The organism is Luteimonas sp. YGD11-2, assembly GCF_004118975.1.
GTDB lineage: Bacteria > Pseudomonadota > Gammaproteobacteria > Xanthomonadales > Xanthomonadaceae > Luteimonas > Luteimonas muca.
Genome location: NZ_CP035376.1, coordinates 737083 through 749227, shown reverse-complemented (window position 1 = coordinate 749227; position 12145 = coordinate 737083). Strand labels below are relative to the sequence as shown.

Here is a 12145-nt window from a genome sequence, read left to right as displayed (position 1 = left end):
GTCGCCGCCGCCACGGATGCCCTCGATGCCGCTGTCATAATGCGGCGATGCTGCCCGAATTCTTCGAGAACACCGTCGCCTGGATCGGCGACCATCCGCTGGCGGCCGGGCTCGTCATCTTCCTGATCGCGTTCGCCGATTCGGTGATCATCCTCGGCGCGGTGGTGCCGGCGCTGCCGCTGCTGTTCGCGATCGGCGTGCTGATCGGGCTCGGGGAGATCTCGGGGCCGTACGCGGTGGCCTGCGCGGCGCTGGGCGCGTTCGCCGGCGACGGCGTCAGCTACTGGGTCGGACGCCGCTGGGGCGGCAGCCTGCGCCAGGTGTGGCCGTTCCACCGCTACCCGCAGCTGCTCGACCGCGGCGAGGTGCTGTTCCGGCGCAATGAACTCAAGAGCATCCTGATCGCGCGCTACGTCGGCGCGATCCGGCCGTTCGTGCCGGCAATCGCCGGCATCGCGAAGATGCCGCTGCGCCGCTACCTGCCGGTCAGTCTGGTGGCGTGCATCTCGTGGGCGGCGCTGTTCCTCGCTCCGGGCTGGATCTTCGGTGCGTCCTACGATGCGGTGGCCGCGGTCGCCGACCGGCTCGCGCTGGTGCTGGGTGCACTTGCGGTGGTGCTGGCGCTGGCCTGGGCGCTGGTGGTCTACACCTACCGCTGGTTCGACGCCCACGCCAACAAGCTGCTGGCGCGGGGGCTTGCCTGGTCGCGTGCACACCCGGTGTTCGGCCGCTATGCCGGTGCGCTGATCGACCCGCGGCGGCCGGAGTCGGCCTCGCTGGCGATCCTGGCCGTCTGCCTGCTGGCGATCGCCTGGGCCTGGTTCGCGCTGCTGACCACGGTGCTGATGCGCGGCGAACCGCTGATGGTCGACCTCAGCGTCTACGAGACGATGATCGCGCTGCGCAATCCGCTGGCGGACCGTCTGATGGCGGGCCTCGCCTCCATCGGCGATGCAGTGGTGCTGGTGCCGGCCGCGGGGCTGGCGCTTCTCTGGCTGGTGTGGCGGCGGCGCTTCCTGGCCGCTGCGCACTGGCTGGCCGCGCTGGCCTTCGGGCTGGTGCTGACCGCGGGCCTGGAGGCGGTGATCGACGTCCCGCGGCCGCCCACGGCGCACAGCGGCTTCGGCTTCCCGTCGATGACGGTGACCATGACCACCATCACCTTCGGCTTCTTCGCGGTGCTGATCGCCCGCGAGCTGCCCGGCCGCAACCGTGTGTGGCCCTATCTGGTGACCGGCGTGACGGTCTCGCTGCTCGGCTTCGCGCGCATCTACCTCGGCGCGCACTGGCTCAGCGACGTGGTCGGCGGCGTGCTGCTCGGGGTGGCGTGGCTGCTGGTGCTGGGGCTCGCCTACCGCCGGCACGTGGCGCGCTCGTTCTGGATGCGGCCGCTGTCGCTGGTGTTCTACATCACCTTCGCCGTGGCCGCCGCCTGGCATGCGCCACGCGCGGTCGACCGCCTGCTGGCCGATTTCGTGCCGCCGCCACCGACCCGGGTCATCACCGAGGCTGGCTGGTGGGACACCGCCTGGAAGACCCTGCCCTCGCGCCGCAACGAACGCAGCGCCGACCTGCGCTGGCCGCTGGACCTGCAGGTGGCCGGGCCTTTGCCGCCGCTGCGCGTGCATCTCGAACAGCGGGGCTGGGTGGTCCAGCCGCAGGCCGACTGGGTCGCCGTACTGGGCCTGCTCGACGACGACACCCCGGCATCGGAGCAGGCGGTGCTGCCTGCCGCGCTCGATACCGAGGCCGAAGTGCTGCTGATGCGGCGCCCGACCGACGGTGGACACGAACAGGTGCTGCGGCTGTGGCACGCGCCGGCATTGCTGGAAAGCGGCGAGCCGCTATGGGTGGGCACGGTGCAGACGCTGGATTACACGCGTCCACTGTTCGGCCTGTTCGGGCTGTGGCAACCGCAGACCGATGCCCACGATGCGTGGCTGGCGCTGCGTGCCGACCTTGCGGGACTGGAGACCGCCGAGGCCGTGCATCCACAATCCGGCGTGGCGGTACTGCGCGTGCGCACGCGCGAGCCCGGTAGCGGCGGCAGCGCCCGGTAGGCGCGCTCAGACGACCTGTTCGAGCAGTTGCTGCAGGCGCGCGTGGACGTCGTCCTCCTGCAGCAGCGCCTGGCGCTCGTGTTCGCCCAGCGGCAGCAGTTCCGCCAGCCGCCAGCCCACCCACGCCGCATCCGCGAAGTGGTGTTCCGGGATGCGCACCACGCCCTCACCGACCGCGCGCTCGAGCATGCGCCGCAGCAGCTCGGCCAGCAGCATGTGTTCGGGGCGCGTCCGTGCGGGCACGTCATCGGCCAGCCACACGACGTCGGCAACCACCAGGCCGTTGTCGCGCACCCGCACCTGGCGCACGCGAAACCGCCGGCCACCACGCACGCGCAGCACCAGCAGGCCATCGGCGTCGCGGTCGAAATCCTCGATGGCCGCCAGCGTGCCCACCGCCGCCGGCAATGCCGGCGCCCCGGTTTCGCTGCCCTCCAGGATCAGGCAGACGCCGAAGCCGCTGCCGCTGCGGCCGCAGTCGCGCACCAGGTCGAGATAGCGCGGCTCGAAGATGCGCAGCGTGGTGGCCGCGCCGGGCAGCAGCACGCTCGACAGCGGGAACAGCGGCAGCGGCGTGGTGCCTTCGGACGGGTTCATATCGACCCCATCGTAGGCGGGATCGGCCGATGCTCATAGCCGCCATGCGCGGGCCGGCAATCGTGCCGCAATGATTTTGCCCACCGGCCGCGATCGGTGTCGCCGCATCAGGCCGGAGGCGCCGCCCGGCCTGCCTGCAGCATCGCGACGAAGCGCCGCGGCGCGCCGTCGAAACCGCCATTCGACATGAAGACCACATGGTCACCGGGCTCGACCAGTGCACCGAGGGTCGCCATCAGCGTGTCGGCATCGGGCACCGCGAACGCCTGCCCACGCACGCTCTGCACCACACGTCCGGCATCCCACGCCAGCTCCGGGCGATGCAGGAACACCACCGCATCGGCGGCATCGAGCGACGGCGCCAGGCCGTCGGCGTGCGCGCCCAGGCGCATGGAATTGCTGCGCGGCTCCATGGCCACCACGATGCGCGCATCGCCGACGCTGGCACGCAGGCCGGCAAGCGTGGTCGCGATCGCGGTGGGATGGTGGGCGAAGTCGTCGTAGACGCGGATGCCGTCGATCTCGCCGACCTGCTCCATGCGCCGCTTCACGCTGCGGAACTGCGCGAGGGCCGGCAGCAGCGGTTGCGGATCGACGCCCGCGGCATGGCAGGCGGCGATCGCGGCCAGCGCGTTCATCACGTTGTGGCGGCCGAGCAGCGGCCAGCGCACTTCGCCCAGCGACCGGCCACGGTGCACGACCTCGAACGCGCGGCCATCGGCCTCGATCAGCCGCGCGTTCCATTCGAACTCGCCGTCGATGCCGAAACGGTCGACCGGGGTCCAGCAGCCCATCGCCAGCACCTCGGCCAGGTGCGGGTCCTCGCCGTTGACCACCAGCCGCCCGCCGCCGGGAACCGTGCGCACCAGATGGTGGAACTGGCGCTGGATCGAGGCGAGGTCCGGGAAGATGTCGGCGTGGTCGTACTCGAGGTTGTTGAGGATCGCCACCCGCGGCCGGTAGTGCACGAACTTGCTGCGCTTGTCGAAGAACGCGGTGTCGTATTCGTCGGCCTCGACCACGAACAGCGGGTCACTGCCCAGCCGCGCGGAGACACCGAAGTCCTCGGCCACGCCGCCGATCAGGAAGCCGCAGTCGCGCCCGGCCGTCTGCAGCAGCCAGGCAAGGATGGTCGAGGTGGTGGTCTTGCCGTGGGTGCCGGCGACCGCCAGCGTGGTGCGGCCGGGCAGCACGTGCTCGGCCAGCCACTGCGCACCGGAGGAATAGGCTCGGCCGGCATCGAGCACCGCCTCCACCGCGGCATTGCCGCGCGACAGCGCGTTGCCGATCACCACGAGGTCGGCGTCGCCGGCAATGTGTGCGGGCTGGTAGCCCTGGTGCAGACCGATGCCGAGGCGCTCGAGCTGGGTGGACATCGGCGGATAGACCGCCTGGTCGCTGCCTTCGACCTCGACGCCGGCCTCGCGCGCCAGCGCGGCGACGCCGCCCATGAAGGTGCCGGCGATGCCGAGGATATGGATCTTCAAGTCGTGCAATTCCATGGAACGAGCGCGCACTCTAGCCGAGACCATCGATGGTGGCACCGATGGCGCGCGGCTTCAGTGCGGTATTGCCTCCAGGCCCAGCAGCAGCACCGCCGTCACCAGCAGCACCGCGCCGGCCATGCGGCGCGAGCGGCCAAGAGCCTGCTGCCAGAGATCGAGATAGCGACGCACCAGCACCGCCATCACCGCGACGGTCGCAAGCCCCACGGCCACCGCGACCGCGAGTACCGCCGCGGGGGCAAGGCCGCCGGCATCGGCCACCAGCAGCAGCGACACCGGCGCCAGCACCGCATTGCGCAATGCCGCCAGCAGACCCTGCGCCAGCAGTACCTGCGTGCGCAGCGGGGTGCGTCCGGCCAGCGCGAGGATTGCCCAGCCCAGCGCCACCTCGGCGGCAAGCACCAGCGCGGCACGTGTCAGAGAGGATGGGATCGGCGCCGCAGCATCCACCGCGGCAGTCACCAGCAGTGCGAACAGCCACGCGGCAAGCACAGGCGTCACCCCGCCGGGCAGCACGCCGAGCGGCGCGGTGCCACCCATCCAGTGCCAGCAGCGGCGCACCGCCTGCAGGATGGTCAGCCGACCGGCTTCTCGACCTGGATCGCGCCGAGGATGCGGTTGAATACCTCGTCGAGGCTGCCAACGCCGTCGATGACGGTCAGCTGGCCCTGCTGGCGGTAGTACTCGATCACCGGCGCGGTCTGCTGGTCGTAGACCTGCAGGCGCTTGCGCACCGATTCGGGGTTGTCGTCGGCGCGGCCTTCTGCCTGCGCACGCCCGGCGAGGCGCTCGACCAGCAGCTCGTTGTCGACCTCGAGCTGGACCGCGGCATCGAAGGACTGGCCGAGGTCGGCCAGCAGCTCCCCGAGCGCGGCGGCCTGGGCGAGGTTGCGCGGGTAGCCGTCGAGGATGAATCCGGCGCGGGTGTCGTCGCGCGAGAAGCGGTCACGCAGCATGCCGAGCAGTATGTCGTCGGAGACCAGGTCGCCGCGCGCCATCACTTCCTTCGCCTGCAGCCCCAGCGGCGACTGCGCCGCGACTTCCGCGCGCAGCAGGTCGCCGGTGGAGATGTGCGGGACCTGCAGGTATTCCCTCAGCCGTGCCGCCTGCGTGCCCTTGCCCGAACCGGGCGCACCCAAAAGAACCAGTCGCATCGAAGACTCCACTCCTTACAAACGGGAATTCGCCGCAGCCAGGCTCGTCTGGACCATCCGCCGCGCATAGACAGGGCGCACTGTACCGTATCCACCCCGGCCGCCACGAGAGAAATCCGGCACGGCCGCCCTCCCCCTTTCCACTGCCGCGAACCACCACGATGGCCACAGGAAACCTGCTCTACGCCCAGTCCGGCGGCGTCACCGCCGTCATCAACGCCACCGCATCCGGGGTCATCACCGAGGCGCGCGCGCGACGCATCCGCGTGCTCGCCGCGCGCGAGGGCATCCTCGGTGCATTGCGCGAGGACCTCGTCGATACCGGTCGCGAGCGCATCGCCGATATCCGCGCACTGGCACACACGCCGGGCGGTGCCTTCGGCTCGTGCCGCTTCAAGCTGAAGTCGCTCGACGAGGACCGCGCGAAATACCAGCGCCTGCTCGACGTGTTCCGCGCGCACGACGTGCGCTGGTTCCTCTACAACGGCGGCAACGATTCCGCCGACACCGCGCTCAAGGTGTCGCAGCTGGCGGAAGCTTCGGACTACCCGCTGACCTGCATCGGCGTCCCCAAGACCATCGACAACGATCTCGCGGTCACCGACTCTTCGCCCGGCTTCGGCTCGGCCGCGAAATACACCGCGGTGTCGGTGCGCGAGGCGGCGCTGGACGTGGCCTCGATGGCGGGCTCGTCGACCCGCGTGTTCGTGTACGAGGCGATGGGCCGCCACGCCGGCTGGCTCGCGGCGGCGGCCGGGCTTGCCGGCGACGGCCCGGACGACGCACCGCACCTGATCCTGTTTCCCGAGCGCGCCTATGACGAGGCCGACTTCCTCGCCCGCGTGCAGGCGGTGGTCGATCGCGTCGGCTGGTGCGTGGTGGTTGCAAGCGAAGGCATCCGCACCGCCGACGGCAGGTTCGTTGCGGAGTCCGGCGGCGGCAGCGATGCGTTCGGCCATGCCCAGCTCGGCGGCGTCGCGCCCTACCTCGCGGGCCGGGTGAAGGATGCCCTCGGGCTCAAGGTGCACTGGGCGGTGCCCGACTACCTGCAGCGTTCGGCGCGGCATATCGCCTCCAAGACCGACCTCGACCAGGCCATCGCCGTCGGTCGTGCCGCGGTGCGTTATGCACTCGAAGGCCGCAACGCGACGATGCCGGCGGTACGCCGCGTGTCCGCGAGCCCGTACCGCTGGACCATCGAGCCGGCACCGCTGACGCGGGTGGCCAATCGCGAGAAGAAGATGCCGGGGGCGTTCCTGCGTCGCGACGGCTACGGCATCACCGCGGCCGCGCGCCGTTACCTGCAACCGCTGGTGCGCGGCGAAGCGTGGCCACCCTACCGCGACGGCCTGCCGGCATATGTATCGCTGAAGAACATGCCGGTGGCGAAGAAGCTGCCGGACTGGGAGCCGTAGGCCGCGCGTCCATGCGCGCCGAACAGATCAATCGGCGCAGCCTGCGAAACATGCGCCTACGCGGCACCTGCACACGGCTGTGATCCCGGCGATTGCTAGTGATCCAGCACCGGCGGCAGCGGGCAGTGCAGCACCGCGCAGACCATGCGCAGCAGCTCGGCCTCCTGCACCGAGATGCGGCCGTCGTGCAGGATGGCGTCGGTGATCGCCTCCACCAGCATCTGCTTGGCGACCGGCTCCAGCCGATCGAGGGGATCCCACACCGCATCCAGTGCCTGCACCGGGTCGTCCGGCGGCACATAGGGCATGTGGTCGCGCGGCAGCACGCGCTGCAGGCCGGCGAGATACGCGCGGCGTGCGCCGTCGGCGTCATCGGGGTGCCCGGCCTGCGCCACCACCGCCAGCAGGGTGGCGAACTCCTGCCGCACGTTGACGGCGCGCTGCCGCCCGAAGCGCGCATGGCGGCCCGGGTCGAGCGATTCGGTGACCTGCACCTGCAGCAGCCGCCCGAGGCAGTATTCGAACAGCGAGACCCGGCGATCGGCGTGCACCATCGCCTCGACCACGTCGAGGAATACCGCGAGTTCCGGACGCGGGCGCATGCGCAGCACCGGGAAGGCCAGCTGCGCCAGCGGCAGCCGCTGCATCGGATGCAGTTCCTGCATGCCGTCGCGCAGATGGGTGGCCAGGTCGGCCACAGGCATGCCCATGCGCGCGGCGATCTCGGCGTGCTGGCGCCCGCGGATGGCCTCGTCGCCATCCAGCAGCAGCGCGAACAGCACCGCCATCACCTCGTCGCGCCGTCGCGCGGCCTGCTGCAGGGCAGCGGGGATCGCCGCCACGATGGCGCCGGCACGTGTCCAGTCGTCGTCCGCGGGCTCGGCCACGTGGGCCGCGATCATCGGCGGCGTCACCGCGATCCGGGCCGCGGCAGATGGCAGCGGGCCGTCATCGCGTGCGGCCAGGCCGAGCTGCACGTCCTCCTCGAGACCGTTGGGCGGTGAGCGCAGCCAGCGTGCCTGCAGCCCGGCCAGCTGTTCGCCGCTGAAGCCGGGCTCCAGTGCCTGGATGCGCCTGATCAGCGGAGGATGGGTGGCCAACAGACCGGCGAAGCCCACGCCATCGCCGAACAGCATGTGGCTGATCTCCTCGGCATCGGCGCGCTCCTGCAGCTTCGAGCCTTCCTGCACGCCGCCGATCTTCTTCAACGCGCCGGCAAGCCCCTGCGTCTGGCGGGTGAACTGCACCGCGGACGCATCGGCGAGGACTTCGCGCGACCGGCTCACGCCGGCCTTGATCATACGCCCGAAGAACACGCCGGCGTAGCCGATGACCAGGCAGATCAGCGCCATCACCAGCACGAACGCACCATCGCGGCTGCGCGAGGCGGCGCCATGGATGAGGATCCTGCGGCCGATCAGGCCAAGCATCAGGATGCCGAACAACACGCCCATGAGCCGGATGTTGATGCGCATGTCGCCATTGAGCACATGGCTGAACTCATGGGCGATCACGCCCTGCAACTCGTCGCGGTTGAGGCGTTCAAGGGCGCCGCGGGTCACCGCCACCGCGGCGTCGGTCGGCGCGTAGCCGGCCGCGAACGCGTTGATGCCCTGTTCGTGCTCGAGCACGAACAGGGCCGGTACCGGCACCCCGGAGGCGATCGCCATTTCCTCGACCACGTTGCGCAGGCGGCGCAGCTGCGGATCGGTGGTGTCCTCCGGCACCGCCACGCCGCCGAGCTGGGTGGCCACGCGTTCGCCGCCTGCACGCAGGCTCGCCATGCGGTACAGCGAGCCCAGGCCGATGATCATCACGGTGACGATGCTGGCACCCACCAGGGTGCCTACACTGCCGCCGAAGAACAGCAGCACCGCCACGTCCACCAGCACCACGATGCACAGCACCGCCAGCGCGAACAGCACGACCAGCCGGGTGGTGTTGCGCCGTGCCTGCGCCTGCCGCTCGAAGAAGTTCATCGGCTCGCTGCGTCAGCGCCCGCGGGTCAGAACTGCACCTTCGGCGCCTCGCGCACTTCGGCGCGGTCGGCGGCGATCTCCAGCAGCGCGGCCGGTTCGAAACGGAACATGCCGGCGACGATGCTCGACGGGAACACCTCGCGCCTGTTGTTGTAGGCCATCGCCGCATCGTTGTAGGCCTGGCGTGCGAAGGCGACGCGGTTCTCCGTGCTGGTCAGCTCCTCGGTGAGCTGCATCATGTTCTGGCTGGCCTTGAGGTCCGGATAGGCCTCCACCACCGCAAGCAGCCGCCCGAGCGCCCCATTGAGCGCGCCCTGCGTCTGCGCAAGTTCGGCCATCGCCGCCGGGTCGCCCGGATTGGCCGCCGCCGCCTGCAGGCCATTGATCGCCGCACCGCGCGCGGCCACCACCGCCTCGAGCGTCTGCCGCTCGTGCGAGAGGTAACCCTTCGCGGTCTCGACGAGGTTGGGAATCAGGTCGAAGCGACGCTGCAGCTGCACGTCGATCTGGGCGAAGGCGTTCTTGAATGCGTTGCGGGCGGTGACGAGGCCGTTGTAGATGCCCACGCCCCACATCGCGACGACGATTGCCAGGCCGACAATTACCAGCAGGATCAGCATGCTACCCATCAAAGCTCCCCTTATTCATGCAAGACAGGAATCAGGCGTTATGATCGGCCCGCAAGCAAGCATACGCAGGGGACAGACCCGATGAAAGACAAGGTGCTTCGCCGTCGGTGGGGACGCGCATGGCAACTTGGACTGGTCGGCATGCTGATGCCACTGGCCCTCGGCACCACCGCGCAGGACCTTCCCACGCATGCGCAGGTTGCGCCTTCCGCGGCGGAGCCGATGCCGGTATTCCCGCGTCCGACCGACGGCCGTCCCGAACAGCGGCCACCGCCGGTGGATGCGAAGCCGCTGCCAGCGTCCTTCAATGTGCGTGAATTCGAGGCGATGGCGCAGGCACTGGTGGCCGACCAGCGCGTGCCCGGGCTGGCCATGGCCATCGTCCACAACGGCCGCGTGCTCAGCGCGCGCGGTTACGGCATCACCGACGTGCGCGCCGCCGAGCCGGTGGATGCACACACCGTGTTCCGGCTGGCATCGCTGTCGAAGTCGTTCGCCGGCACCATTGCCGGCGTGCTCGTGTCCGAAGGCGCGCTGCGCTGGGACAGCAAGGTGGTCGACTACATGCCGGGCCTGCGCTTGGCCGACCCCAATGCGGCCCAGCAGGTCACCGTTGCCGACGTGCTGAGCCACCGCGTCGGCCTGCCGCGCCATACCTACGACCGCGACATCGAGGCCGGCACCGACTACACCACCCTCGTGCAGCGGCTGTCGTCGGCCAACATGGCCTGCGCGCCGGGCGACTGTTACGGCTACCAGAACGTCGCCTTCAGCCTGGTCGGCGACGTGGTGTTCGCGACCTCCGGGCAGTTCTTCAGCGAAGCGGTATCACGGCGCCTGTTCAAGCCGCTCGGCATGAACGATGCCAGCTATGGCCTCGACGGCATCCAGGCAAGCCCGCGCTGGGCCAAGCCGCACGTGCGCGCCAACCGCGGCTGGACATCGCTGATGCCCAAGCCCACCTACTACCGGGTGGCGCCCGCCGCAGGCGTCAACGCCAGCATCAGCGACATGGCGCAGTGGCTCATCGCGCATACCGGCCATCGCCCGGACGTGCTGCCTGCACCGCTGCTGGCAACGCTGCATTCGCCGATCGTCGGCACGCCCGGCGAAATGCGCAGCCGCGCGGGATCGTGGCGCAGCGAACGCCTCAATGCCGCCGGCTACGGGCTCGGCTGGCGCGTCTACGATTACGCCGGCCATCGCGTGGTCTTCCATGGCGGTGCGGTGCAGGGCTACCGCGGCGTGATGGCGATGGTGCCGGAGAGCGACTTCGGCATGGTGGTGCTGTGGAACAGCGAGAGCAGCCTGCCGTCCGGCCTGATGCCCACCATCATCGACCGCGCGCTCGGCCTGCAGCACCACCGCTGGCTGGATATCGATATCGACGACCTGCTCTACGCCGACCGCGCCGGCGACAGCACCGCACCAGGTGCCGCAGCGTCCAGCGCACACGCCCGGCCGCACTGACCCGCATAAACAAGAACCCCCTCCGCCTGGGCAGCGGAAGGGGTCCGGGATGACGCCGCCTTCTGGGTGCGGCTTACATCAGCGGAGCCGGTGCTGCCGGGATGGCAACCGGCGCAGGCTTCTTGGCCGCACGACGCGGCATCTTCTTGGCAACGGCCTTGCGCGGCGCCGCCTTCTTGGCGGTTGCCTTGCGCGCGGTCTTCTTCGCAGGCGTCTTGCGGGTCGCGGCCTTCTTCGCCGTCGACTTGCGCGCAGTCGCCTTCTTTGCCGCCGGACGCTTGGCAACGGCCTTCTTCGCGGTCTTGCGGGTCGCCGCCTTCTTCGCGGTCGACTTGCGGCCGGTCGCGGCCTTGCGGGCCGTCGACTTCTTCGCTGCCGCCTTGCGCGCGGTGGTCTTCTTGGCTGCCGACTTGCGGGCCGTGGTCTTCTTGGTTGCGGCCTTGCGTGCGGTGGTCTTCTTGGCTGCAGCCTTGCGCGCGGTGGTCTTCTTCGCCGCCGCCTTGCGGGCGGTTGCCTTCTTGGCAACCTTGCTCACGCGCTTGGTGGCCGCGGCTTTCTTGGCAGTCTTCTTGGTTGCCGATTTCTTGGTGGCTTTCTTCGTGGCCATGGGATGGCTCTCCTCGTCAATGGAACTTCGGGTACTACGTGCCCAGTTCGCGAACGCCGCGGGGATCGGACCCGCGACCAACCGCCGACGCGCGACGCGCATCGGAACGGATACCTGCGTCGCGACCCGGCCGGCACGCACTGCCGATTCGATGTCCGACGCACCCGCAGGAAAACGCCCGTGCCTGGATGGCGCGGGCGTGTCCGAAACGGGGTGCTGTTTTTGCATGGGAGACGAGGACCGGTTCCACCTTGTCGTGTTTCTGGGCGGAAGGCTGCGTTGTCGCGTGCGATGTCGTCCCGGCCTTGATCACTCGTCCCTGCGGTTGCGTGGTTTCGGCGAAACCTAATCACGCTTTTTTTAACTGTCAACACCTGTCGCTGCATGTGTCCGCGCACGTCTGCACGCGTTCTCGACATCGGGCATCACGCTGCCGGCGCGGCGGGTCCCCGACATGCGTGCGCGCAGCGCACGTCGAGCGCGACACGTTGTCGGCCGATGCTGTTTTCAAGTGCTTTTCGGATGCACGCCGCATTGCATGCGTACATCGCCCATCGCGCGTCATGCCGGTGATCGGCAACGGCAACGTCGTCGTGCAGCCGGTCATGCCATTGCGGAACAACTCAGCGAAAGGATGCATCTTGCGCGCTGCAGCGACACCTTTGCGCGGAACTGCGCGAACAGAAACCGCGCTTGCGCGGTCATGCATGCCCGCACGCACGTCGAACG

The 12145-nt window shown here is 69.7% G+C and carries 10 protein-coding genes; 3 read left to right on the top strand and 7 right to left on the bottom strand.

Annotated features, from left to right (window positions below; all coding sequences use genetic code 11):
* The first annotated feature begins 47 nt into the window (after positions 1-47).
* Entirely contained in the window at positions 48-2060 is a 2013-nt protein-coding gene (locus tag ERL55_RS03370) for a bifunctional DedA family/phosphatase PAP2 family protein (protein WP_129135174.1), read from the top strand.
* Between the two features lie 6 nt (positions 2061-2066).
* Here ERL55_RS03370 and ERL55_RS03365 read toward each other — a convergent pair whose 3' ends face one another.
* The 4 genes from ERL55_RS03365 to ERL55_RS03350 all read right to left on the bottom strand — a co-directional run bounded on the left by ERL55_RS03365 (position 2067) and on the right by ERL55_RS03350 (position 5316).
* On the bottom strand, positions 2067-2657 hold the full coding sequence (locus ERL55_RS03365; RefSeq protein WP_129135173.1) for an LON peptidase substrate-binding domain-containing protein: 591 nt from the start codon (positions 2655-2657) through the stop codon (positions 2067-2069).
* A 107-nt stretch (positions 2658-2764) separates the two neighbouring features.
* Positions 2765-4159, bottom strand: coding sequence for a UDP-N-acetylmuramate:L-alanyl-gamma-D-glutamyl-meso-diaminopimelate ligase (gene mpl, locus ERL55_RS03360; protein ID WP_129135172.1), 1395 nt, complete (start codon positions 4157-4159; stop codon positions 2765-2767).
* Between the two features lie 57 nt (positions 4160-4216).
* Positions 4217-4702 carry a hypothetical protein gene (locus tag ERL55_RS03355; protein ID WP_129135171.1) on the bottom strand — a complete coding sequence of 162 codons (486 nt, stop codon included), beginning with the start codon at positions 4700-4702 and terminating at the stop codon, positions 4217-4219.
* 35 nt (positions 4703-4737) lie between these two features.
* Positions 4738-5316 carry an adenylate kinase gene (locus tag ERL55_RS03350; protein WP_129135170.1) on the bottom strand — a complete coding sequence of 193 codons (579 nt, stop codon included), beginning with the start codon at positions 5314-5316 and terminating at the stop codon, positions 4738-4740.
* A gap of 161 nt (positions 5317-5477) precedes the next feature.
* Between ERL55_RS03350 and ERL55_RS03345 the strand changes: the two genes are divergently transcribed.
* On the top strand, positions 5478-6731 hold the full coding sequence (locus ERL55_RS03345) for a 6-phosphofructokinase (protein ID WP_129135169.1): 1254 nt from the start codon (positions 5478-5480) through the stop codon (positions 6729-6731).
* Between the two features lie 95 nt (positions 6732-6826).
* On the opposite strand, the gene ERL55_RS03340 is transcribed toward ERL55_RS03345, so the two are convergent.
* Positions 6827-8710 (bottom strand): M48 family metallopeptidase, encoded by a 1884-nt coding sequence (locus ERL55_RS03340; protein ID WP_129135168.1) that lies wholly within the window; start codon positions 8708-8710, stop codon positions 6827-6829.
* A 26-nt stretch (positions 8711-8736) separates the two neighbouring features.
* Positions 8737-9339, bottom strand: coding sequence for a LemA family protein (locus tag ERL55_RS03335; protein WP_206733359.1), 603 nt, complete (start codon positions 9337-9339; stop codon positions 8737-8739).
* Between the two features lie 81 nt (positions 9340-9420).
* Here ERL55_RS03335 and ERL55_RS03330 point away from each other — a divergent pair, with 81 nt between their 5' ends.
* Positions 9421-10809 (top strand): serine hydrolase domain-containing protein, encoded by a 1389-nt coding sequence (locus ERL55_RS03330; RefSeq protein WP_129135167.1) that lies wholly within the window; start codon positions 9421-9423, stop codon positions 10807-10809.
* A 73-nt stretch (positions 10810-10882) separates the two neighbouring features.
* On the opposite strand, the gene ERL55_RS03325 is transcribed toward ERL55_RS03330, so the two are convergent.
* The gene (locus ERL55_RS03325) at positions 10883-11644 is read right to left on the bottom strand and encodes a histone H1-like repetitive region-containing protein (protein ID WP_206733358.1); all 762 of its coding nucleotides are present in this window, start codon (positions 11642-11644) and stop codon (positions 10883-10885) included.
* Positions 11645-12145 lie beyond the last annotated feature (501 nt).